The sequence below is a fragment of the Melghirimyces thermohalophilus genome, assembly GCF_900102685.1.
In the GTDB taxonomy this organism is placed as follows: Bacteria; Bacillota; Bacilli; order Thermoactinomycetales; family DSM-45169; genus Melghirimyces; species Melghirimyces thermohalophilus.
In genome coordinates this window covers 1-24,209 of the sequence record NZ_FMZA01000013.1, presented here as the reverse complement: position 1 = coordinate 24,209, position 24,209 = coordinate 1, and the positions used below count along the sequence as shown (strand labels likewise).

25 protein-coding genes are annotated in these 24,209 nt (G+C 53.0%); 2 read left to right on the top strand and 23 right to left on the bottom strand.

The genetic code is table 11. The features are described 5' to 3' along the window. Position 1 precedes the first annotated feature (1 nt). The 3 genes from BLP91_RS10610 to BLP91_RS10600 are packed head-to-tail and all read right to left on the bottom strand — an operon-like array spanning position 2 to position 2,451. Positions 2-517, bottom strand: a complete 516-nt coding sequence (locus BLP91_RS10610) for a YceD family protein (protein ID WP_091570653.1) — start codon at positions 515-517, stop codon at positions 2-4. A gap of 27 nt (positions 518-544) precedes the next feature. Then, positions 545-1,648, bottom strand: coding sequence for a SepM family pheromone-processing serine protease (locus BLP91_RS10605; RefSeq protein WP_091570651.1), 1,104 nt, complete (start codon positions 1,646-1,648; stop codon positions 545-547). Then, entirely contained in the window at positions 1,645-2,451 is an 807-nt protein-coding gene (locus BLP91_RS10600; RefSeq protein ID WP_091570648.1) for a patatin-like phospholipase family protein, read from the bottom strand. The genes BLP91_RS10605 and BLP91_RS10600 overlap by 4 nt, the downstream gene beginning before the upstream one ends. A 93-nt stretch (positions 2,452-2,544) precedes the next feature. On the opposite strand from BLP91_RS10600, the gene ylbJ reads away from it, so the two are divergent. Then, a complete protein-coding gene (ylbJ, locus tag BLP91_RS10595; protein ID WP_091570646.1) occupies positions 2,545-3,795 on the top strand; it encodes a sporulation integral membrane protein YlbJ in 1,251 nt (416 codons plus the stop codon). A gap of 47 nt (positions 3,796-3,842) precedes the next feature. Here ylbJ and coaD read toward each other — a convergent pair whose 3' ends face one another. From coaD to BLP91_RS10540, 10 genes are all read right to left on the bottom strand, one after another. After that, positions 3,843-4,322 (bottom strand): pantetheine-phosphate adenylyltransferase, encoded by a 480-nt coding sequence (gene coaD, locus BLP91_RS10590; RefSeq protein WP_091570642.1) that lies wholly within the window; start codon positions 4,320-4,322, stop codon positions 3,843-3,845. A 23-nt stretch (positions 4,323-4,345) separates the two neighbouring features. After that, complete coding sequence (rsmD, locus tag BLP91_RS10585) at positions 4,346-4,900, bottom strand: 16S rRNA (guanine(966)-N(2))-methyltransferase RsmD (RefSeq protein ID WP_091570639.1); 555 nt, start codon at positions 4,898-4,900, stop codon at positions 4,346-4,348. A 340-nt stretch (positions 4,901-5,240) separates the two neighbouring features. After that, on the bottom strand, positions 5,241-5,834 hold the full coding sequence (locus BLP91_RS10575; RefSeq protein ID WP_091570633.1) for a hypothetical protein: 594 nt from the start codon (positions 5,832-5,834) through the stop codon (positions 5,241-5,243). Positions 5,835-5,951: 117 nt separating this feature from the next. After that, positions 5,952-6,281, bottom strand: coding sequence for a hypothetical protein (locus BLP91_RS10570; RefSeq protein ID WP_091570631.1), 330 nt, complete (start codon positions 6,279-6,281; stop codon positions 5,952-5,954). Between the two features lie 578 nt (positions 6,282-6,859). After that, complete coding sequence (gene recG / locus BLP91_RS10565) at positions 6,860-8,908, bottom strand: ATP-dependent DNA helicase RecG (RefSeq protein WP_091570856.1); 2,049 nt, start codon at positions 8,906-8,908, stop codon at positions 6,860-6,862. Next, on the bottom strand, positions 8,905-9,795 hold the full coding sequence (gene sdaAA, locus BLP91_RS10560; RefSeq protein WP_091570628.1) for an L-serine ammonia-lyase, iron-sulfur-dependent, subunit alpha: 891 nt from the start codon (positions 9,793-9,795) through the stop codon (positions 8,905-8,907). The genes recG and sdaAA overlap by 4 nt, the downstream gene beginning before the upstream one ends. 157 nt (positions 9,796-9,952) lie before the next feature. After that, on the bottom strand, positions 9,953-10,609 hold the full coding sequence (gene sdaAB / locus BLP91_RS10555) for an L-serine ammonia-lyase, iron-sulfur-dependent subunit beta (RefSeq protein ID WP_091570625.1): 657 nt from the start codon (positions 10,607-10,609) through the stop codon (positions 9,953-9,955). Between the two features lie 36 nt (positions 10,610-10,645). Then, the gene (locus BLP91_RS10550; protein ID WP_091570623.1) at positions 10,646-11,503 is read right to left on the bottom strand and encodes a DegV family protein; all 858 of its coding nucleotides are present in this window, start codon (positions 11,501-11,503) and stop codon (positions 10,646-10,648) included. A 21-nt stretch (positions 11,504-11,524) separates the two neighbouring features. Continuing rightward, positions 11,525-13,171 carry a DAK2 domain-containing protein gene (locus BLP91_RS10545; protein ID WP_091570853.1) on the bottom strand — a complete coding sequence of 549 codons (1,647 nt, stop codon included), beginning with the start codon at positions 13,169-13,171 and terminating at the stop codon, positions 11,525-11,527. Positions 13,172-13,216: 45 nt separating this feature from the next. Next, the gene (locus BLP91_RS10540; protein ID WP_091570619.1) at positions 13,217-13,582 is read right to left on the bottom strand and encodes an Asp23/Gls24 family envelope stress response protein; all 366 of its coding nucleotides are present in this window, start codon (positions 13,580-13,582) and stop codon (positions 13,217-13,219) included. Positions 13,583-13,822: 240 nt separating this feature from the next. Here BLP91_RS10540 and rpmB point away from each other — a divergent pair, with 240 nt between their 5' ends. After that, on the top strand, positions 13,823-14,011 hold the full coding sequence (rpmB, locus tag BLP91_RS10535) for a 50S ribosomal protein L28 (RefSeq protein WP_091570617.1): 189 nt from the start codon (positions 13,823-13,825) through the stop codon (positions 14,009-14,011). Positions 14,012-14,236: 225 nt separating this feature from the next. Here rpmB and spoVM read toward each other — a convergent pair whose 3' ends face one another. The 10 genes from spoVM to BLP91_RS10485 form a co-directional block, all read right to left on the bottom strand. Beyond that, positions 14,237-14,320, bottom strand: a complete 84-nt coding sequence (gene spoVM, locus BLP91_RS16410; RefSeq protein ID WP_143003533.1) for a stage V sporulation protein SpoVM — start codon at positions 14,318-14,320, stop codon at positions 14,237-14,239. 111 nt (positions 14,321-14,431) lie between these two features. Beyond that, entirely contained in the window at positions 14,432-15,076 is a 645-nt protein-coding gene (locus BLP91_RS10525) for a thiamine diphosphokinase (protein WP_091570611.1), read from the bottom strand. Further along, on the bottom strand, positions 15,073-15,627 hold the full coding sequence (thiT, locus tag BLP91_RS10520) for an energy-coupled thiamine transporter ThiT (RefSeq protein WP_091570609.1): 555 nt from the start codon (positions 15,625-15,627) through the stop codon (positions 15,073-15,075). Before thiT ends, BLP91_RS10525 begins: the two co-directional genes overlap by 4 nt. A 12-nt stretch (positions 15,628-15,639) precedes the next feature. Beyond that, a complete protein-coding gene (gene rpe, locus BLP91_RS10515) occupies positions 15,640-16,317 on the bottom strand; it encodes a ribulose-phosphate 3-epimerase (RefSeq protein WP_091570606.1) in 678 nt (225 codons plus the stop codon). 2 nt (positions 16,318-16,319) lie between these two features. Then, entirely contained in the window at positions 16,320-17,195 is an 876-nt protein-coding gene (gene rsgA / locus BLP91_RS10510; protein WP_091570603.1) for a ribosome small subunit-dependent GTPase A, read from the bottom strand. Between the two features lie 87 nt (positions 17,196-17,282). Further along, positions 17,283-18,908, bottom strand: a complete 1,626-nt coding sequence (pknB, locus tag BLP91_RS16405; RefSeq protein WP_425412213.1) for a Stk1 family PASTA domain-containing Ser/Thr kinase — start codon at positions 18,906-18,908, stop codon at positions 17,283-17,285. A 27-nt stretch (positions 18,909-18,935) separates the two neighbouring features. Continuing rightward, positions 18,936-19,691 (bottom strand): Stp1/IreP family PP2C-type Ser/Thr phosphatase, encoded by a 756-nt coding sequence (locus BLP91_RS10500; protein ID WP_176757941.1) that lies wholly within the window; start codon positions 19,689-19,691, stop codon positions 18,936-18,938. Between the two features lie 541 nt (positions 19,692-20,232). Beyond that, entirely contained in the window at positions 20,233-21,366 is a 1,134-nt protein-coding gene (locus tag BLP91_RS10495; protein WP_176757940.1) for a Ger(x)C family spore germination protein, read from the bottom strand. Then, a complete protein-coding gene (locus tag BLP91_RS10490) occupies positions 21,341-22,516 on the bottom strand; it encodes a GerAB/ArcD/ProY family transporter (protein WP_091570597.1) in 1,176 nt (391 codons plus the stop codon). Before BLP91_RS10490 ends, BLP91_RS10495 begins: the two co-directional genes overlap by 26 nt. Continuing rightward, on the bottom strand, positions 22,491-24,077 hold the full coding sequence (locus BLP91_RS10485) for a spore germination protein (protein WP_245662233.1): 1,587 nt from the start codon (positions 24,075-24,077) through the stop codon (positions 22,491-22,493). The genes BLP91_RS10490 and BLP91_RS10485 overlap by 26 nt, the downstream gene beginning before the upstream one ends. Positions 24,078-24,209 lie beyond the last annotated feature (132 nt).

The following is a 24,209-nucleotide window of genomic DNA, read 5'->3' as shown; positions in this document are numbered from 1 at the left end:
ATTAATCATCCCGCTTCAAGAGTTCCCCCAGCTTAGCCAGCCGGGGATCTACCTTGCGGTTGTCACAATGGCACGTCGCTTCGTTCCAGTTCGTACCGCAAGTGGGACATAACCCTTTGCAATCCTCCCGGCAAAGAGGGGCGAAGGGGATGCTTAACACCAGAGCTTCTCGGATATAAGGAGTCAAATCCGTCGGCTGGTTTACATCGATCAGATGAATCTCCTCATCGGAGTCCTGCTCCAGGCGGCTTGCATCGTCGGTGAACACCTCATGCCAATCACTGGAAAGGGTCTCTTCCACATCGGTCAGACAGCGGGAACAACGAAGGACTGCGTTCGCAGACTGCCGACCGTGAAGATGGTACAATTCGGCATCCTTCCACGCCGTGATCTTCACTTCCACAGAGTCCAGACGAACCAGATCGGGATGCTCCTGTACCACATTATCCAGTTTGACTTGCCCTTTCTGTTCCACTGGTTCTGACTGTGCTTTTACTTCTCGAAACCTGAGCAGCATCGATCACTACTCCTTTTTCAAAACAGGTTAATTGTATGCCAAAGGATGGGACACTGTCAATGCCGAACCCCGGTGATCGGCGTTCTTTTTCAATGGAAGTTTCTCGAGGAACGTTAATGCATCGGTCAATGTTTTTACGGGAACCACCTTCATATCGGTACCGATCTCCTTCGCTCTCTGTTTCGCTTTTTGTTCGTTAGAGTCCCCCGGGCGGGTGTCGGCGGGAACAAAGAAAAAGTCCGCATCTTCTCGATCCGCCGCCATCACCTTATGTTCCACACCGCCGATCTGCCCCACTTTTCCCGTCGGTGTGATCGTACCGGTCCCGGCGATTCGGTAGCCGTGGGCCAGATCCGTCTTTTTCAACTGCTTGATAATCTCCAGAGCAAACATCAGGCCAGCAGAGGGGCCGCCGATATCGTCTGCTTCGATGCGAACGTGAGGGTCGGTTTTAACCGTTCGTTCCGTGATCGGTTCGATCCCGACCCCTGGCTGTTTTTTCCCTTTCGCTGTTGCGAGGTTCCCCAATTTCAAGGTTTTTTGTTGAAGCTTTCCCTTCCGTTGAATCTGCAACCGGACGCCTTCCCCTACGTCTTTTCCATTCAGATAAGCGATCAAGTCCTCGGACCGGGTGACGGTTTTGCCATCCACTTTTTTGATCAGGTCCCCCTGCTGCAATACATCAGCTGCCGGAAACCCTTTGAGCACCCGAAATACCCGCACCCCAGCATAATTCACTTGGACCGGACGGCCAAGCTCGCGAAATGCCGCGATCACCGCATCGTCCTGGGAGAGTTGCATCACCTTTTCCTGCCTCCGTTGATAAATCTCTGGATCTTCCTTATCCGGCAACACCTTCTCTTTCGGAAGCAGTTCATAGCGAGGATTCACTTTGGACGCCATCATCCCGAACAGATTTCCCTTGCCCATCGAGACAGTGGTCATTAAAAACGTTCCCTTCTCCTTCGGTTCGGGACCATCCACACGAATCATGGAGGCCACTTTCATCGCTGAACCGGGTTTTACGATATAATAAGGAACAGGAACGATAAACAAGATGTAAAGCAGCAGTCCCAGAATCAGTGCCAGTACGATCCAAAACCGGGCCTGCCGGGCTCTTGCGTATTTCATCCCATCCCTCCTCGTTTATCGATCAGACGCTTGATGCGTTCCACTTGTGTCCGTGCCGCTTCCTCCCCTCGCCGGATCGATTCCGCCACACGGGTGAACGCGGTGGGGCTGATCTCCGTCAGATCGGGGTGTATCAAAATATCTGCTGCCAACAGTCTTTGGTTTAGTATTTCCCTTTCCATCACCCCAAGAGTCTGGGTAATCACGTCAAATATATTTTGAATCCGGACGGACGTGGTTCGGGGCACCACATCGACAGCGATCACGATATCCGCACCCATCTCTTCTACCACCGTGATCGGAATCCGGTCAATCACTCCACCATCCACCAGTGTCAGCCCCTCCCACTGTACCGGTTCAAATATACCCGGGATGGAAATGCTGGCCCGTATGGCGAGATCAGCCGGCCCCGACTGAAAAACGACCCGCTCTCCTCTGATCAGGTCGGTCGCCACCACTGCTGTGGGAATATTCAACTCTTCCAGCCGTTTCCCCTTTGTCAACAACCATACCAATTCTCTTACTTTTTCTCCCGTGACAAACCCCCTTCGGGGTACCGTCAGATCCAACCAAACATTCCGTTTCAAATGGATCGCCAAATTCTCGATCTGTTCCAAGTCGGCCCCAGCAGCATAAACCGCTCCCACAAGGCTGCCGATGCTGCTGCCGGCGATGCAATCGACCGGGATACCTTCCTGCTTGAGCACCTTGAGCACCCCGATGTGGGCCAACCCCCTCGCTCCGCCGGAGCCGAGAGCCAATCCTACTCTAGGTCTCGTCAATCCCGCTTCCCCCTCTCTCATTCGCCTCTCCAGTTGTGAGACAGGCGGGTCTAATTTCTCCTGTCGTCGCGTAGACATGTTATCAAAATCCGGTTGATGAACGGGAGGATTTGAATGAGCCCGAAAAACCCTGTCCTCCGAAGTCATATTCGTTCCCTGATCATGGGGGCGATCGCCTTATTTCTCGTGGTTTCCCTGATCATGTACCCGGAACAAGCCTTCAATTCATCGCTGAAAGGACTTAAAATTTGGTGGGACGTCGTGTTTCCTGCGCTGTTACCCTTTTTTATCGCATCGGAAATTTTGATGGGGTTCGGCGTGGTTCATTTCCTCGGTATCCTGCTGGAGCCGCTCATGCGTCCCCTCTTCCGGTTACCTGGTGTAGGAGCCTTTGTGGTGGCCATGGGATTGGCATCCGGTTACCCGATCGGGGCCAAGCTGACCGCCCGGCTGCGTGAACAGGAGCTGATCTCCCGGTCCGAAGGAGAACGTCTCGTCTCCTTTGCCAACACAGCGGATCCCTTGTTCATGTTTGGTGCGGTCGCCGTCGGTTTTTTTCACGATGTCTCCTTAGGTGTCATCATCGCTATCACCCATTACGTATCCAGCCTGTTGTTGGGCTTTATCATGCGGTTTCACGATCCAGGCGGGGCTGCCACCCCTCCACCAGAGAGAGAATCCAACTTTATCCTGATCCGCGCATTCCGGGAAATGCACAAAGCCCGCATGAAAGACGGTCGTGGTTTCGGGGAATTGATGGGAGATGCCACCACCTCCTCCATCAACACCCTGCTGATGGTCGGTGGTTTCATGATTATGTTCTCCGTCGTCATAGAAGTGCTAAATGAGGCGGGAGTCATGGTAATTTTATCAGCGATCATCAGCGGGATTCTCTCCATGCTTCAGTTTCCGGTGGAATTGGCGCCGGCGGTGATTTCCGGCACCTTTGAAATCACACTGGGCGCACAGGTAGCTAGCCAAGTTCCCAACAGCATCAATATGGCGTATAAGATCGCCATTGTCAGTGCGGTTACCGCTTGGAGCGGCTTATCCGTCCATTCCCAGGTGGCCAGCATCCTGAGCAAAACCGATATCCGCTACACGCCTTATCTTACGGCCCGTTTGATCCATGGATTTCTCGCCGGGTGGATCACGCTCCTTCTCTGGAATCCGGTCTCCAACTACATCCGTTATTCCAACGCTTCCATTCCCGCCTTTTTCCGTGAACTCCCCGATACCGGTTGGCACGGGATAGCCGAACGTATCTCCTTTCTGGGGTGGCGGGCCATCCTACTTCTCGGTATTCTGATGATGCTGGGGTTACTGGTCCGGTTTTTCAACCGCTTTCGAACAAATTCCCTGTGACGGATGATATTCCGATATGGAAAAACCCGATGACAACATCGGGTTTTTTAACGTCGGTACTTTTCGCTCATCGCTTTTTCCACAACCTCAGGCACCAGCCCTTTTACATCGCCTCCGCCGGAGGCTACCTCTTTGACAATCCCAGAACTGAGGAAGGAGTACTGATTATTGGTCATCATAAACAGTGTTTCCACCTCAGGATCCAATTTCCGCATCATGGAAGCAAACTGTAACTCGTATTCAAAATCGGAGACAGCTCGCAGCCCGCGAATGATCACATTGGCATTTAATCCGTGGACATAATCGATCAACAAGCCGTCAAAGCTGTCCACTTCCACATTGGTCATCCCCTGCGTCGATTGCCGAATCAGTTCCTTTCTTTCCTCCACGGAGAAAAGCGGCTTCTTCTGGGCGTTGTGTAAAACCGCCACCACCACATGATCAAAGACTTGAGCTCCTCTTTTCACAATGTCCAGATGGCCGTTGGTCACCGGATCAAAACTTCCTGGGTAAACTGCCAATTTCAAATTTCGTCACCTCCTAAAACATCTCATGAGTCCCGACTGTATAAATCGAGCACGGTGTCTCCGTAATTAAGATTCCGAAAACGGACCAATGAATGCACCTGAAGCGGCAAATTCCTATCTTTCCCGTGTTCCGCCACCATCACCCCACCTGTTTCCAACAAGTCTTGCTCAGCGATAGCGGTAAGGATAGGGGAAAGAATCCTTTCCTGATAAGGAGGATCGAGAAAGATGAGATGAAAGCGTGCCCTCTGCCGGGCCAGCGTGCGAAGCGCCGCACGGGCATCCCGGCGAAACACCTTCCCTCGCTGGTCCAAACCTGCCGATCTCAGGTTGTACCGCACCGTGTCCACGCTGGCACGGGCACGATCGACGAAGATCGCTTCCTCCGCACCGCGGCTAAGGGCCTCTAGCCCCAGGGAACCGCTGCCCGCAAACAGATCGAGCGCTTTTCCTCCGTCAAAATATGGTCCGATGATCTGAAATAACGATTCCTTTACCCGGTCCGTTGTCGGGCGAACCTGCAAGCCCGGAACAGACCGGAGCCGAACGCCTTTCGCTTCTCCGGCGATAATTCTCATATCGACACCTGCTTGTCCTGATGTAAACATTTTTTATCCTATCACAAAGCCTGGCAACATGGAAATGAAAGCGTTCCAAAAAAATATCGCAGCAAATGTATATTTCAAGATATAAAGGCAATGATAGGGATGACGGCGTCGGGAGATGCTGTCAAACCGCGGAGAAGACTTACGTTTCCCCATAAGCTCTTCCTCCGGTTTCTCCTCTCCCATTCAGGATCCCCCTTTTAAAGGAGGATCCCATGGACCTGACGGATTTTTTATCCGCAGGTCTTTTTTTATGTTTAAAAAACGAAACCTGCGGGTAAATTTTCCGCAGGAACCACATTTTACATGTTTATCATCTTTTTCTGGTTTGGCGCCTTCTCCGCCGGAAGTTGGAACTGTCCAGGGTTTCGGTTTCGTCAAACATGGTAGGGAGATCTTCCCAGTCCCGATGATGGGACAGATGCTTTCCGGAAGCATCCTCTTCCGGTTCATCCCACTCTTCCGTGAAACGTTGCGGACTTTCCGTCTGCGGCGAAGACCTGGCACGGTTGCTGCGCGAATTTCCGGACCCTTGCGGGGGTGTCTCCTCCTGGGGGCTCCACTCCATCGGTCCATCCCACCAATCGTCGCGGCGCGGTCCCTGTTCCCCGCGAGACCTTTCTTCGGTCCGACCCGGTGAGCGTTCATCCATGCGCGGAGGCGGCCCGATGGGTACATCCATAAATCCGAAACCTCCATCAAAACCTGGCGGCCAATCAGGACCATCGTTTCTGCTCATCGCATCCTGGGATCGGCGGAAGCTTTCCGGTTCCTCCGGCGAACCCTGGGGGAAAGGCGGATCCTGCGGCAGCCGTTCGGACAATTGATTCACCTTGTTTTTCAACCATTTCCAGCGCTTCATGTCCTGGGATTTGGATACGGAGGTCCGTTTCGATCGTTTTTTCAAGGGATGGTCTCCTCCTTTCAAGGCTGGCATAGCCTGGGATACCGTACACTGATACCATATGTCCCAACCTTTTTGCCTGTCCCCGGCAACTGCCTAAACCACCGCCTAAAATTTGGATTAAGGAACCATCCGTTTCAGCATCTGAGCCTCTCTGGGGGTGATTACATGCTCATGAACCAACAGGTCCAGCATTCGAAATGAAAATTCCCTTTGTTTTGGAGACTTTTTCAACCGTTCCAGCTCCGCCGGTGTAAACAATTGCTCTTTCATATGCGTCAGGTACTGAAGCAAAGCCATCGTACCCCGTGCTTGCCGGATGCGCTTGGTTTCTTTCACCAACTGGTTAATCCGTTCTTCAGTAACCGCCTTTCGCCCCAATGTTTGGTTCACAGCCTGGACGACTTCTTTAAACAACCTTCGCTTCCCGTTCAATCTGTCCACCTCCATCGATTCTCCATCTTATTTCTATGCGGCTGAATATCCGACTGATGCGACGATTGACATCGGGTTGCCTTCAACAGAAACTTATTCACATAATGACAAAAGAACTTCATGGTCCATTTTTTTCTATGTATTTACAAAATTAGGTCTTTCTGATATATTAGATTTAGGCCAACTGCCTACTTTTTACAGGACATCCTGTTTTGCTTAACGGATTTCACTATGGTACGAATAACCTGCGAAGCATCGATCAACAACCAACTCCTCCCCGACCCGATGGTCTGACTAAAAATGTTGCCCGTTGAAAAGGTTGGCTTGTTTCCATCGGAGCCTGGTTGGAAAGGAGGGTACGAACGTGGAGAGATGGATCCTGCTCTTCTCTGCGGTCGTAAGGATGTTTGAAACGTTGATGCAGCTATCGCAGCGTTACGGTCACAAATACAAAAGAAAAAGTCGAAAAAAAAGCCCCCACTTATAACCAGCAGGGCTGACACAAATCCCCTGAAGACCCGGAGGACCCCTACTCCTCCGGGTTTATCATTCACAACATCAATATATGTCGGTAGATGACTTTTAAAACTTGTTTAATCAAATTTAGCCTGCTCTTTTTGAAAGCGGTCCAGATACTCCCTGAGCGGGCGGTATTCAGGGGCTTCCTCCCAATCCGTCGCCTCCAGGATCTCAGCTGCGTCGGCCCGGGCCAATTCCAACACCTTAAAGTCCTCCAGCAAATCCGCCACTTTAAATTCCGGCAAACCGCTCTGCTTGACGCCGAAAAATTCACCCGGCCCCCGCAATTCCAAGTCCTTTTGGGAGATTTCAAAGCCATCCGTCGTCTCACACATCACCCGCATCCGTTCAATGCCGGTTTCCGAACGGGGATCTGCCACCAACACGCAGGTGGCTTGACCCCCGCCCCGTCCCACCCGACCCCGCAGTTGGTGCAGTTGAGCCAGGCCAAAACGATCAGCGTCATAGATCACCATAACGGTAGCGTTGGGAACATTGACCCCCACTTCCACGACAGTGGTGGAAACCAATATTTGAATTTCCTTAGCAGCATAACTGCGCATCACTTCATCTTTTTCAGCGGGACTCATCCGGCCGTGTAGCAGGCCGACTCGGATCGGCGCCAACTCCTCGGCAATCTCCTCAAATACAGCCTGGGCATTTTGTAGATCCGACTTCTCCGATTCCTCAATCAGCGGACAGATCACATACGCCTGACGCCCTGTACGGCAAACCTTCCCGATAAATTCCACGACACGGGACCAAACGTCACTTTTTACCCAATAGGTTTCCACCGGCTGTCTACCAGCAGGCATCTCGTCAATGACGGAAACATCCATGTCCCCGTAAGCAGTGATGGCCAAGGTTCGCGGAATCGGAGTGGCTGTCATATGTAACACATCAGGAGTTTCCCCCTTTTCCCGCAGTTTACTGCGCTGTCGGACTCCAAACCGATGCTGTTCGTCGGTGATGACCAGGCCTAAGGATCGATAAATCACATCCTCCTGGATCAGCGCATGAGTCCCCACCACCACGTCCGCCAATCCCATCTGAATTTGTGACAAGGCTTCCCGTTTTTCCTTTGCTTTCATTCCGCCAGTTAAAAGGATCATGTTCATTCCCGTCGGAGCGAGCAGTTCTTTTAAAGAGCGCAGGTGCTGTTCGGCCAAAATTTCTGTGGGAACCATCATTGCTCCCTGAAAACCGCTTAACCAGTTGGCATATAAAGCGATGGCGGCAACCACCGTTTTCCCTGAGCCGACATCCCCCTGCAGCAACCGGTTCATCCGACTTTCATCGGCCATATCGCGCACAATTTCCTCCACCACACGTCGCTGTGCCCCGGTCAGGGGGAAAGGAAGCGATTCGATAAAACGATCCAGCTTCTCGTGATCCAACCGACGAGTCATTCCCTTATCCGCCGCTTTCTCCTGTTTCCGATGCCACAAGAGCTTCAATTCGTAAAGGAAAAGCTCCTCATACACCATCCGCCGCCGAGCCTGTACCCCTTCCTCCCTTCCTTTCGGGAAATGAAGATAGTACATGGCCCGTGCTCGGTCCAGCAGGCGGTAGCGTGATCGCAGCTTCTGTGGCAGCACTTCTTCAATCTCCCGCCCGAAGGCCGCAAAAGCCCCGTAAATCGTCTTTCGTAGCCAGGATACAGAAAGCGAACTGGTAACCGAATAAACCGGTTCCAGCCGTCCCACATGTTTTTCGCTTTCCTGCCCGAACCACGTCCGGTCTGCCGTCAGCTGCAGGCGGTGGGCATCCCATTTGCCGGAAACCACCACCGTCTCTCCAGTTTTCATCTTTTTTTTGAGAAAGGCCTGGTTAAACCAAACCACCTTCACATAGACACCGTTGACGTCGATGCGGGCGGTTAACCGGGACTTTTTCCTTCCGTACCAACGGATCGACGGTGTTCCGTAAATCGATCCCTTCAGGGTCACCTTTGTATCGTGAACGGCTTCCGCCACATCGACCACGCGAAAGTCATCGTATCGGTAGGGGAAGTACCCTAGCAGATCGGCAACACTTTCAATTTCCAACTTTTTCAGCTCCTCTGCCCGTTTGGGACCCACTCCCGGGACAGAGGTGACAGGAGTATGCGCTAAGTCTATCATTCCTTTTCCGGCTTCCCAAAAATCCGGCGCTCCCATTCACGCCCAGTTTGAGTAGCCGCTAATCCCCCCAACGCAGTTTCTTTCAAACTGGTCGGCATATCGCGTCCGATGCGATACATCGCCCCGATCACCTCATCGGCAGGGATCACACTGGTAACCCCGGCCATGGCCAAATCGGCAGCCACCATGGCGATCGCTCCGCCCATCGCATTCCGTTTGACACAAGGTGCCTCCACCAGTCCCGCCACCGGATCACAGACCAGGCCCAGCATATTCTTCAGGGCGATCGCCACCGCTTCCGCCGACTGGGAAGGGGATCCACCAGCCATCTCAACCACCGCCGCCGCACTCATCGCTGTCGCCGATCCAACCTCCGCCTGACAACCGCCGGCGGCTCCCGAAATAAAGGAATTGTTGGCGATGCAGTAACCGATGGCTCCACTGACGAATAGTGCCCGGACCATCGCTTCCCGGTCGGCCCTCAAGCGATTTGCTGCCGTAAAAACACACCCCGGCAAAACCCCGCAAGCTCCCGCTGTCGGTGTAGCCACAATCGTCCCCATGGACGCATTCACTTCTGACACGGACATGGAGCGAGAGACGGTGTCCAACACGTCCGCTCCGGATAAAAGAACACTGGATTCCTGGATATATCTGCGAATTTTTTGTGCATCTCCCCCGGACAGACCACTGGAGGAGTGGATTTCTTCATGGAGACCCTTCTGGACAGCCTTTTCCATAATGGCTAGATTCTCTTCCATCTGTCCAAACACTTCATCCCTGGTGCGATCCATCCATTCCATCTCTTTTTGAATCATTACTTCTGAAATCGGAAGACCTTTCGATTCTGCCAACTCCACCAACTCGCTGACGCTTGTGAAATTCATGGTTACCGACTCTCCTTTTCCACCTGAAAAATCTCCTCAAATGAAAGCGCTTCACAATGCTTCGAGGTCATTTTATCATAACGGGTTGAATCGAACCTGTAAAAAACCGCCGGTTCCGGGTGACCCCCTAAGAAACCGGCGGACTGAATTTGTATAATCAGAGAACTGTTACCCCAGTGATCTCCGGCAAGGCGGACAGTTGCTCCTGAACAGCGATGGGCACGTGTTGGTCGGTCTCGATGATCATCAATGCTTCTGAGCCTTTTTGTTTGCGCGAAACCTGCATATAACCGATATTGATCCGTTGGTCAGCCAAAACAGTCGCCACCTTGGCCACAGCACCATATCGATCGTGGTGAGTTACCAACAGAGCCGGAGCGCTGCCGGACAGTTTCAATTCAAATCCGTTCAGCTCTACGATCTCGATCTTTCCACCACCGACTGAGATCCCGACCACTTCCATCTCCCCCTGTTCATCTTCCAGGCGGAGCCGTGCTGTATTGGGATGCTCCGGCACTTCCTCTGACTCGATCCAAGTGATTTCCATCCCTTGTTCTCGTGCGGTCTCCAAGGCATGAACGATCCGTTCGTCATGGGTATCATAGTTGAGCAGTCCGCCAGCAATGGCGATATCCGTGCCATGACCCTGATGCGTTTTAGCGAAGGAACCGTATAGCGTAACGGTCACCTGCCGGGGTTTACGGCCGAACAGTGTGCGGGCCACTTGCCCGATGCGGGCGGCCCCCGCTGTATGGGAACTTGAGGGTCCTATCATAACCGGACCGATAATGTCAAAAACAGACCGATATTTCAACCACGTTCCCCCCTTGCCACCATGAACTGTCTGAGATCAGGACTCTTTGGGCAAAGAGATAATTGCTAGGGTGCCCGGTCCCGCGTGGGCGCCGATCACCGGCCCGATCTCCGCAAGATAAACCTGATCCATCTCAAACTCGTCCTTGATACGAGCCACCCATGTGTCCGCTTCCTCCCGGTTGTTGGAATACAAGACCGCCACCCTCTCTAACCCGTTGGGGGCGTCCTGCTTCAACAAGTCGAAAACGCGACCGGTCGCTTTGTTTTTCCCGCGAGCCTTATCTTTGGGACAAACTTCCCCCTCCGAATTGATCGACAAGATCGGCTTGATATTCAAGAGGGAGCCAACCAAAGCGGAAGCTTTTCCAATTCGCCCGCCTTTTTGAAGGTATTCCAGGGTATCGACCAAAAAATACACCTGATGGTTTTCGATCATCCGCTGGGCGATGGCCACGCACTCGTCCAGGGATTTCCCTTCTTTGGCTGCCCGGGCCACCTCCACGACAATCATACCGATCCCGAAGGAAGCGGTCTTGGAATCAATCACCGTGACCTTAAATTCATCTTCCACCATGGACTGCGCCAACAGCGCTGACTGAAAGGTTCCGCTGAGACTGGAAGAGAGGTGAATGGACAAAATGTCCGTCTCTCCGTCCTTAGCCGCCTCCCGATACACCTCGACAAAATCGATCGGAGATGGCTGAGAGGTGGTCGGCATCTCTTCCGCTTGCTGCAGTCGTTGATAAAACTCAGCCGGGGTGATGTTGATGCTGTCCAAAAACGATTCGTTACCCAAATGAACTTTCAAAGGCACGATTGAAATCCCCAGCTCTTCGACGAGGTCCTTGGGAATGTCCGCCGTGCTGTCCGTAATCACCTGAACTTTCCCCATCGGTACACCCCCGTTTATTAGTTATTCAACCGAAAAAAAGAAGTAGTAAAGCGGCTGTCCGCCATAATGGATTTCACATTCCACATCGGGAAATTGCTGTTCCAAAAACCGCGTGATCTCCTGCAATTGATCTTCCATCACATCTTCTCCGTAGAGAATGGTCACCACATCCGCCTCGTCCGACACCATTTGCGTCAAGAGGTCCCGGGAAACGTCGGTTAAGGTTTTACCGGCGACGGAGATGTTTCCGTCCCAGATCCCGAGGTAATCCCCTTCCTCGATCTCTCCGCCGTCATACTGAGAATCCCGGACCGCATAGGTGACCTCGCCAGATTGGACACCGTGTGCGCTGCTCATCATCCGATCACGGTTTACCTCCGGCTCTTCCTCGGCGTTAAAGGAGAGCAAAGCGGCCAGTCCCTGGGGAATGGTGCGTGTCGGCAGGACTGTTACCGGCACATCCACCAGATTGCCCACCTGCTCAGCGGACATGATAATGTTTTTATTGTTGGGCAGCACCAAAATATGTTCGGCATGAAGGTTTTTTACTGCTTGGACAATCTCTTCCGTACTGGGATTCATGGTTTGTCCACCCTGAATCACCGAGTCAACGCCCAAGCTTCGGAATATTTCTGCCACTCCATCACCCACGGCCACTGCAACCAGTCCATATGGTTTCGCATCCGTCGGTGCAGGAGACTCCTTCTCGCCCTCCGATTCCAGAATAGTGGAGTGTTGTTCCCGCATGTTATCGATCTTGATACGGGTCAATTCCCCATACTGCTGGGCATAGGTCATCGCCTCTCCCGGATATTCCGCATGAATATGGATTTTCACCAGATCATCGTCAGCGACGACGAGCAGGGAGTCGCCGAAACGTCCCATATCCTCGCGAAAATTCTCCTCGGAGAAGGGGGTCTTCTCCACTTTGGCCGGATCCAGTTTAACGATAAATTCCGTGCAGTAACCGTGCTCGATATCACCGGTCTCAAAATGAGACTGAGCGCTCTGTTCGTGAGCGATGTCACTGAGGCGATCCAAATCGGCGGCCTTGTTAACAGGCTGTGCCACCGGAGAAACCACCTCTTCCCCAGTCAACGCCGCTAAAAACCCTTCGTAGATTAAGACGAGTCCTTGCCCGCCGGCGTCAACCACATTGGCCTGCTTGAGGACAGGGAGCTGTTCCGGAGTCCGGTCGAGAGATACACGAGCCTGCTCCAGTACGGCTTCCATCACATCCGTCAACTTATCCGATTGACGGGAAACGGCTACCCCCTTTTCCGCTGCCTCCCGGGCCACGGTTAAAACGGTTCCTTCAACCGGCTTGATCACCGCTTTGTAGGCCGTTTCCATCCCCTGTTTCAATCCGTCCGCAAATTGACGAGCGGTGAGTTGGGTATATTCTGCCACGCCTTTTCCAAAACCTCGGAAAAGCTGGGACAGGATCACACCCGAGTTTCCGCGGGCGCCCATGAGCAACCCCTTGGAAAGCGCTTCTGCCAGCTTTCCCACCTCATCGGCTGCCGCCTGTTTCTCCATCTCCTCCAATCCGGAGGTCAGGGTGAGATTCATATTGGTACCGGTGTCGCCGTCGGGGACGGGAAATACATTGAGTGCGTTCACTTGCTCTACGTTGTTGTTCAACCGGTCCGTCCCTGCCCGGACCATCCTCAGAAATAATTGTGCATCGATCTGTTCCAACAGTGGTCCCCCTTACTCTTCACTCACCAAACGGACACCTTGGACAAAAATGTTGACTCGACTGATGTTGAGGCCAACCATCTGATCCAGGGTGTACTTCACCTTCGATTGCACATTGTGGGCCACTTCGGAGATCTTGGTACCGTATCCCACAATGATGTGCATATCGATCTCCATTCCGTCTTCATCACTGCGAACTTCTATGCCTCTGCTCCAGTTTTCGCGGCCGAGCAGTTCGGCAATCCCGTCTTTCAACTGCTTGCGGGATGCCATTCCCACCAGGCCGTAGCAATCCATCGCGGCAACGCCGGCAACGGTTGCGATCACTTCGTTTGATACTTCAATTTGTCCCAATTGGGTGGATACATCGTGAGTCATGGTATTCCTCCCTGAAAGAGGTATCCTCGCTTATTACGGTTATTGTACAATAACGCCATATGGAAAGAAAGCAGACACACTTATGATACTCAAGCCCTCCCATTCTTGCAAGGAAATATCCCCTGTGCTACAATGATTTAGTGTTTTGCTCACGGATGTCTTCCATTCAGCGGGCAAAAAAGAGAAGAGGCGGAGCGAACTCCGCTGCGGATCCGATTAACATCCAAGGAGGTGGACCAGATGGCACGTCGTTGCTACATCACCGGCAAAGATGGTCACGCCGGCAACAAGGTGAGCCACTCCAACCGCAAAAGCCGTCGCAAATGGGGAGCCAACGTCCAAAAAGTTCGGATCTTAGTTGACGGTAAACCGAAACGCGTTTATGTCAGCACGAAAGCGCTCAAATCCGGAAAAGTGACCCGTGTCTGAGTAACGGCCGGGTAAAGCAGGAAAAAACACCCGAAAAGGGTGTTTTTTTTATAGTATACAAAGACGGCCGCAGCTGCGACCGATCCCCCCTGCCATCAACTGTGGACCCCCACCATCTCCTCGAGAGGCAGACTCGCCGGAGTCCCCGGGCGATAAGATCCGGATGAAATAGGATCAGTCCGGTCCAACATAATGGGAACACCCGGGCCCCGACACCATCCCCCCTTACTTTTGACGCTGGAAGGCACCCAGTAGGGCTTTAACCATCCCGCCGAGGAACTTTGGAAGTTTAATGGTGTAGAATTTCACCCCGATCCCTCCTTCACCCCTGTGGTTCAAGGACAACGTCCCACCCTGTCGCTTATTTATATTCTATAGAGAGCGATTCGTGCCTAGAACCTGAATCGGGGAGCGCCCAAATCAGTCCTTGCTTTCCACCACCAGCAACGTTCCGGAAACAGCGGACAGTTTTGCTACCGGAGCAGCCCATTCATTGCTGATCCCCATCGGGTGACGGCGCAGCAGCGTCGCCCCAGAGAGCGGATAGCGAAAACCTTCCAGATGCAATCCCTCCACCTGTTCCGAGAGAGGCAGCAGCGAAATATATTGGAATCGGCCTCGGGGCAATTCCATTTTACGACCATCTCCGATATACAGACGCAAACGATTGTTTCGATCGCAGAGGACCCCCTGTGCGCCTGCGGAGTGAATCCGTTCCAGCAAAAACAGATTGGCCAGGGAATGATCAAAGCGGGCTCCACCGAGAGCTCCCAGGATCAAGATCTCCTCAGCCCCTTCTGCCAACGCTAGCTCCACGGCCGCCTGGGTATCGGTCATATCCTTTTCCCGGGGAAGCTCCTCCACCTGGACGCCGCTTTCTTTCAGCTCAGCGACTGCCGCGGGACCGATCGTATCAAAGTCCCCCACGGCGATGTGAAAGGGAATCTGGGCTTTGCGCAAGGTGATCACCCCGCCATCCACCGCGACCAACCGATCTTCCTGCTTGACTTCCCTGAGTTCGGCTGCACTGGTATCACCCCCAGCCACAATTACCCAGCGGTTCACGGCTTTAAAACCAACCGCGGCGCTTTGACGGTCAACAACAACATGATGACGAGAGTGACTAAAACCTCAGGGAAGATATAGGAGATGTTGTAAAAGAAGGAATAGAGAGCGGGAGAAAATGCCTTGGGAGCAAAGGCACCAAACCAGATCACTCCAGAGATGAAATGGATGATAAACCGGACCAACCCAGCGAGCACGATCCCCGAAGCCAATCGTCTGCCCAGGGAGCGAGCCGACCGTTCTTGCTCCCACCGGGGACGGAAAAGACCTGCCAAGCCGAGGGCTGCAAAAGAGACCGGGTAGTCCAGCAACACCTGAACCGGGTGAAGGATAAAGGGGCCCAGCATCAAATCGATCAGTCCTACTAACAGTCCACAACCCACACCTGCTACCCAACCTCTTCGAAAGGCCACCAACGCGACAGGAACCATCACCAGGCTGACAGATCCCCCCTGTGGCCACAATTTTATTACAGGAAAAATGCTCAATATTCCCCCGATCGCCGCCATCACAGCGACCTCAACCAATGTCATCAATCGTGTCCGTGGCATGGCCACTCCTCCTTATCTGCGGCGGGCAGCTCCCGTCTCTGCTGCGGAACGGATGGAACGGATCGCCTTCTCTCGATCCTCTTTACCAAAGACGGCGGATCCAGCGACAAATACTGATGCACCAGCTCTGGCGGCTGTTTTCGCCGTCTCTGGGTTGATACCCCCATCCACTTGCACTTCCACATCGGACAGCCCCTCCTGATCCAGCAACCGCCGGATCGACTCCACCTTTTTTAGGACTCTGGGAATGAAAGCTTGTCCGCCAAATCCTGGATTGACCGTCATCAGCAACACGAGATCTAACTCCGGTAAAATCGGTTTCAACACCTCCGCCGGTGTCGCCGGGTTGAGTACGACGCCGGCACGAGCCCCGTGCTCCTTAATCAGATGAATGGTTCGATCTAGATGCGGACAAGCCTCCTGGTGAACAGAGATCCAGTCGGCCCCCGCCCGAGCAAAGGCAGGTATGTAACGGTCCGGCTCTTCGATCATCAAATGGACGTCCAGCGGGAGACCGGTTTGGGGACGAACCGCTTCGACGATTAAAGGACCGATGGTAATATTGGGGACAAACCGGCCGTCCATCACATCGATATGAATCCAATCGGCCCCCGCCGCTTCCACTTCTTTGATCTCGTCAGCCAGGCGTCCAAAATCCGACGATAAAATGGAGGGTGCAATTTTAATCATGATCAATACCTCCGCTGCTCATTGATTTCCTCCAGAAACTGCAAATAGTGGCGATACCGGGTTCCACTGATTTCTCCCGTTGTCAGTGCCTCCCTTACTGCGCAACCGGGTTCATTTTTATGCAAGCACCCCCGAAATTTACAATCCGAGGCGCGTTCGGCCAGTTCGGGAAAACAACGCCCCAGCTCTGTTGCTTCCATTTTCCCAAAGGATAACTGGCTGAAACCCGGCGTATCGGCCACCTGCCCACCCCCGGGTAAATCTAGAATCTCCACGTGGCGAGTGGTATGACGGCCCCGTCCCAACTTCCGGCTCACCTCACCTGTTTGCAGACGGGCGGAGGGAAGAATGGCATTTAAGAGAGAAGATTTTCCCACTCCCGACTGGCCGGCGAATACGGACAACCGATTCTTCAGGGCACGTTTCAGCTCTTCGATTCCTTCCCCTGTGTGAACACTGGTGATGAGCACCGGATAATCAGCCGCTTCGTAAATCTCCCGCAGGGCTTTCTCTTCCGAAGAATCCGGGAGCAGATCGCTTTTTGTCAGACAGATCACCGTTTCCAACCCCGCTCGTTCAGCATGGACCAAAAACCGATCCAACAGCTCCGACTGCACCTTCGGTTCTAAAAAAGATCCGATCACCACCGCTTGATCCACATTGGCAATGGGGGGGCGGACCAGCTCTGTTTTCCGCGGATGGAGATGGGTCACCCACCCTTCCGTGGCGTCGGTCTCTTCATAGGTCACCCAATCTCCCACCAAGGGGGACCACTTCTTTTTTTTGAACACACCGCGCGCCCGGCACCGGATATCTCTATGTGGTGTCCGCACATAAAAAAAGCCGCTCAGTGCCCGTACGATTTGTCCCTCCGGCATAACTTCCCTCCTTAAAAGTTCCGAAAAAGTAAAGGGAACGAGGCCCAAAAGCCTCGTTCTCATTATGAATGAAAAAGACCTCGAATATCAATCCGAAAGATTCCATTCTTTCCGGACATCTGCTGGAATCTCACTCAGCGGTTTACCCTGGCCGTTATCCACGATATAAAGTTTTACCTTGTCTCCCGGCCGGATATATTGGCCTTTTTTGGGACTTTGCGCGATAATTTCTCCGTTTCTTTTTCCGGGATAGCGATACCAGGACATATCGAACTGGGATCGGCTAACGCTGCTTTGAAATTCGCCCACGTAATTTTTATCTACCTGGGTCAGATTGGAGGGGTTGACATACAGGGTGATCGATTCCCCTTCACCAACGGAGGCTCCTGCCTTCGGTTGTTGCTTGACCACCACATCGGGACCAAATTGGGGGTTATACGATTCCTCCACTGTGACATTGTATCCCTGTAACTGATTCTTCGCTTCAGCCACAGTCTTTCCAGTCACATCTTGAAGGCTGCCCTGCTCTCCCCCTTGCTCCGGGACTCCGTTCCCTTCGTCTTTGGCCATCCAACCCATCACCGTATCAAATGTGAACAAGGCCAGTGCAAAGATCACAAACAGGGTAAACAACCCGAAGGCAATTTTTTGCCACCAAGGCATATTGGCCTGAACATTTTCCAGCCAAACCACTGTCCGCTCCAACATGGTTTTATCTTTATCGGCAGGGACGTGGCGGAGACGCTCCAGGTTGGCCATCGTCTGATCGCCCACCTGACCGGAGGGTTGGGATGAAACCGTTTGCTCCTCAGAGGCGGACACGCCAGCTGCCCCTCCAACGGCGTAGGGGCGTGTATCCCCTGAACCGGTCCGCAGCGGGGGTTCCTCGACCCGATCGTGATGAAAGACGGCGTCCAGATCCGCCTTCATCATCCGAATCGTTGGATACCGCTGATCCGGATCCTTCTCCATGGCACGCAGAATGATCTGATGGATGCTTTCAGGTACCTCCGAATTGATTTCGGCTGGGTTCTCCACCGGATCCTGCAGATGCTTCATGGCAATGGAGATAGCGGAATCCCCGTCAAAGGGCAGCCTCCCCGTTACCATTTCATAGAGAACCACCCCGAGAGAATAGATGTCCGACTTCTCCCCGATCACGCCTCCCCTGGCCTGTTCCGGAGAAAAGTAGTGGACCGAGCCCATCACAGAACCCGCCTGGGTAATCGTGGATGAAGTTGAAGCGCGGGCAATACCGAAGTCGGTCACTTTAGCCCGGCCGTTATAACCCAACAGGATGTTGTGGGGTTTGACGTCACGGTGGACGATTTGGTTTTCGTGGGCGTGGGCCAAGGCATCACATATCTGAGATGCAATGGAAACTATCTCTTCAGATGTCAACGGCCCGTACTGTTGAATGTACTCTTTTAAGGTGGGCCCTTCGATGTATTCCATCACAATATAGTGTGTATGCCCTTCCTGCCCAACATCATAAACACTGACCACATTGGGATGAGACAAACTGGCGGCGGCTTGAGCTTCCCGGCTGAACCGACGGACAAACTCCGAATCGTTACTGAGGGATTCGTTAAGCACTTTGATGGCAACATAGCGGTTTAAGAGCACATCCCGCGCTTTGTAGACCACCGCCATTCCGCCTCCGCCGACCCGCTCAATCAATTCGTAACGGTCGCCCAATTTTCGTCCTTCCACTGGCATCTCACCTCGCTCTCCCATCGATTATGATCTTTTCTCTTTTTCGGCTCCATCGTTTTTAACCAATACCAGCGAGATATTATCCGTCCCCCCGGCATCCAGGGCCATTTTTAGGAGGCGTTCAGCCTGTTCGCGGACAGGAATCGGTGATGTCAGCACTTGGCCGATCACGTCGATGGAGACCATGTTGTACAAACCGTCGGAACAGACCAACAAGGTATCCCCTTTATACCAGGGAGTGACAATGAGATCCGCTTCCACTTCTGCGTTGGTTCCCACCGCCCGAACGATCACGTTTCGTTGGGGGTGAACACGAGCTTCTTCTTCTGTAATTTCTCCATGTTTTTTCAAGACATTGACCAAAGAATGATCTTCCGTCAGTTGGTAGAGCCCCTCGTCATGCAAAAGATAGGCGCGGCTGTCACCGACATGGGCCAGCACCACTTCCTCCAGGCCCAGGATGGAAGCGATCACTGTCGTTCCCATTCCCTTATACCCTTTATCCTGGCTCGCCATCTGATAAAGCTCGTGGTTGGCCGCCTCCACCGCACCCAGGATGCCTTCCTTCCATTTGTCGGTTCCGGCCTCCCGGGGGAGGTCTTGAAGCTTGCGCTGGATCACCCGAACTGCTGTCCGGCTGGCCACATCACCGGCCTGATGACCGCCCATGCCATCCGCCACCACAGCCACGGGCACCCCGTGAGCCGACTGAAAAAGGCCGACACTGTCTTCATTAAGCTCACGTACCCGCCCTCTGTGGGTAAGCCATGCCTTTTCCATTCCGGTGACTCCTTTCCCTTGATGTTTGTCAGACTGAAAGCATGGGAGAGGATACAGCAAAGCCTCGTCAGGAGGTCTCATACTTCTCCGCCCCATATCCTTCGCCCGAATTCCCTAAAGGCGCGTCCATACGTTTCCTTGTTCCCGCGGAATGATTGCGGGTCCAATCGGTCCCGTTATACCACAGGGGCATCTTGGGGAATCATTCTCCCGATCAAGGCTCATGCGGCCAACGCGTTTAGACCAATGGGTCCTATGATTGAAGGAGGTGGCCCGCTTTCCGGTGAAGCACCGTCGGTAAAGAGAGCTCTCCCTTATCTCCCCTCCATCGCTGCGATTCCCCATGACCTAAGAGATTCACGCCAAAAAAATGAATGTGAAATCATTTCCTCAAAACTTTCCTTATTATATCAGTACCGCCCCGGAAAGAAAAGCCATTGAAGACGGAAAGCATCTCTAATCCCCGGTAAACGACCGTCCCGGCTCCTGTGACCCGACTCTTTATCACCCCCAAAGGAAAACGGGAGGATCTCCTCCCGTTTTACCTAGCTTGAAGTCCGATTCGGCGGATTTCCACCTTGTAAGAAATCTGGATATCCGCTTGGGGAAATACCTGATCCCAGTCCATTCGCTCCCACATATCTGGATGGAGAGCCCGAATTCGATTGCCGTAGTTGAAGATATCCGTTTTCAAGTCCTGCTGTGCCTTCTGGACCAACGCTTGTGCCCTTTTCTCCAACCTTTTCTTGATCGAGTCTTTGATCTTCTTCATCGCCTGTTCCTGGCTGAAATCCATGTTACAATTTTTTTCCACGATATCCCCGGTGATGTTTAAGGTGGTGTGGATTTTAGGCCGCCCTTTCACTTCCTGGATCTTAACCTTTCGATTCAGCTCCTTCGGCCGAAACACAACCCAGCCGGACTGTGAACCGCAGGGAGCATTCAGCGTTTCGCCTGTAAACTGTTGCCGAATCCGAACCAAAGCACCGGTCTCCTTCTGGTCCAGGAAACCGACCAAGCGATCCCTATGAAAGACCGCCCCTCCCACCCATTTCGCCTTTTCACTCTCTGCTTCGATCAGGTTGAGCACCGGCTCTTTTCCTGGGCTGGACAGGTCCACATAAAGATCGTTAAGGCCTTCCCTGAGAAACAGTCCAGAACGCACCCCGGTCTCCAACATGTTTAACAGGTAATCCATCGGGACCTGTTCCAGTTTGGGAGTTATTTTAAGCGCCTCTTTCGCCCGCCCTTTTACCACAACCGGCCACTGTCTGCGGCGAATTTCCGGATTCCGGCGAAAGGAGTCCAGAACATCCCGGATCCCCGCTCTCGCCAATTCTTCTCCAATCAGAAGCAGCTGACTGTTTCCTAGAAATAGATCCTGATTGCTTTTAAACTGGATTTCATCAAGGGCATCGGTCACCGTATCCCCCTTGCCGGACAAGAGTTGAACAGCTTCCTCCCCCCCTTCACCACTGCCTTCGCCACCGCCGCCAGAGATTTTGAGCGGATCGGGAATCTCGACGGTAACCTCCACCTGGTCCCCCACCTTGTCTAAAGCGACGGCGACCGCCGCCGTCCGCTCCTCAATTTCCCGGGCATCCCAACAACCACTGACCAAGGAGAGAGACAGGATCAAAGCGATCGCTTTATACAGAGGAAGGTGACGAGGCATCTTCTTTCCCCTTTCTTCTTCCCCGGAGCCCGGCAAGGATGGAGAAGACCAAGATAAACAAAAGCACCAGCACCAATTCATACATGCCGATCCAGTCCGACCACTGAAAGACCGTATGCAGGTTGGGCGGCCAGACGGAGATGCTGTAAAGCACGGGCAAGGTTCCCCAGGCCACCCATTTGCGCCGGGTCTCTTTGATATTGAAGTAGGTGACTACCAAGTCCACCAGGGCTCCGATCAAGTTGATAATCGTCGTAAACACCGCCAACATCCAGATGGCCAAGACGCCCGATTCCAGCCGTTCAAAAATTTTTCCGGGTATGGCGATCACTTTCACTTCTTCCAAGGTGGGCCACAGCAGCCGCTGTATCTCATAGATGCCGAATACGGAGATGGCGGTGCTCACCAAAAAACCGTAGATCAAAACCACAATACCGACCGCCCAAATATGAGGTCGCACCGCTTTTTTCGGCTGCTGATAACGGGCCATGTAGACGACAATCACCAGGAAACCGGAATAAGCGAAAAGGGAGGAGAAGACCCCTTTTATCATACTGTTCCAGTCCAACCGAAATAGAGGGAGCAGATTCAACCACTCCCCCTTTTGCACCAGACTGATGATAACAAGGGGCACAGGTAGAAACATCAGAGGCAGCAGAAATTCATTGAAACGGGCGATTACCACCGGGCGGTTGGCCGCCACTACGATGCTTGCCGCCAGCAAAGATAGAATCGTGGCTTCTAAGGGGGTCTTCATAAATACCGCGCTGATCAGCACTTCACCAAAAGTACGAACCACCACCCCCGTGGTCACTGTGAAATAGATAGCCGCCAACAGCAAAAAAGGCAGGAACATCCACTTGGTCCATGTAAATCGGTTGTCATCCCCTGTCGGGATCATACCGAGATACATCAGGGCTTTCCCGGGAAAGCGTTCCATCAGTCGAGTGATGATGTACACCAACAGCATGACCAGGAGGCCCCCTACCAGGATGATCCAAATCGCGTCATGCCCTGATTCCTTCACCAGTCCCCGTTGCAGACCGAGGATGCCCACCCCCATTATAGTGGATAAGAGCAGCGCAAAACTTTGATATACGGTAATCGTATCCAATTCGGCTTGGTTACTGCCGTTTCCGTCTTTTGCCATGGGATGTACCCCCTTCCCGTGAATCGTCACCAGGTCTGAAGATCACCGGTCGTTTGTTCATCAGCGGCCACGGTACACGGATCAGACTATCCTTCACGTCCGACAAGCGGAGCGGGCTGAAAGGAGAAAGATAGGGAACGCCGAAGGAGCGGATTTTGATCAGGTGGAGGAGCAACAACAACATGAACAACATAATCCCATATAAGCCCATAATCGAGGCAGCGATCATCATGGGAAACCGGATCAGGCGGAGGGAGATGGCCGCGTTGTAACTGGGGTTGGCGTAGGAGCTGATCGTGGTCAAGGCCACCACAATCACCATCAGCGGTGAAACCAGCCCGGCATTGACCGACGATTCACCGATCACCAGAGCGCCGACAATCCCGATGGTGGGTCCGATCGGCCCCGGCAGCCGGATACTGGCCTCCCGCAAAATCTCCACGCTGATCTCCATCAACACCGCTTCTACGATCGAGGGAAAAGGAACCGTCGATCGCCCCGCCGCCATGGCCATCGCCAAATCACCGGGAACCATGTCAGGGTGGAAAGCGATAAAAGCGATATAAAAGGCAGGCAGGCTGAGAGCGATGAAAAAGGCGAACAACCGGAGCAACCGTAAAAAGGTGGCGATCATATACTGTTCGTAGTAATCCCCGGCACTGTGGTAAAACTGGGCAAACACTGCCGGCATGATCAACACGTTGGGCGTTCCGTCCACCACCACCGCCACCTTCCCTTCCAATAGATGGCCCACCACAACATCTGGGCGCTCCGTATTTTGGATCACCGGAAAAGGCGACCAGTTGGTATCCTGGATCATCTCCTCGATATACCCGCTTTCCAAAACACCATCGATATCGATCTTTTCAATGCGGGATTGCACTTTTTTTACGATTTTTTCGTCTGCCACGCCCTCGATGTGCATGATGGTGACGTCGGTTTTGGTACGTTCCCCCACCTTCATATCTTTCAGCCGCAGGTCGGGATCTTTCAGCCGGCGTCGGATCAGCGCCGTATCCACCCGGAGGGTTTCTGTAAAGCCCTCCCGAGAGCCTCGGACCACCGATTCAGAGCGGGGGTCCTCCACCCCCCGCTGTTTCCAGCCTTTGGCATCGATTGCCATACCCTTAGCATATCCATCGATAAACAGGATCACATCTCCGGAGAGAAGGGCCTCGACCAGAACCTTCATTTTTTCCGTAGGGGTGTTCTCCCCCACCTCCACCAGGCTCTTGTATGTCATCTCCCACAGATCGATTTTGGTTTCGATCTTTTCTCCTTCCCGCATCAGAGGCTTTAGGATATGCTGATCGATGGTTGTGGAGTCGACCATCCCATCCAAAGCGATCAGGGCCGCCTTTCGATCGGGGGTATACTGAATGGTAAAAAAACGCGTGATCAAGTCGCTGCTGTCTCCCATCAAATCACTGATATATTTTGCGTTCTTTTTAACATCTTCAAATACCCGGACCCCTTCCGTTTTCCGGTTGACTTTTTCCTCGGAATTCTTTTTCAGAATTTCTGCTTTCCTGCGTTCGCGTCGAGCCCTTGGCTTTCTCATCTGCATCACCTTTTTTTACTGTCCCCACATCAAAGGAAATCATACCCTGAACAGGAGTTAAAAGGCAGCAAAAACCCCCTTCCTCCTGTCATGGTCAAGCCCCCATTTTGTAGACTCTTGGAAAAAACCCGG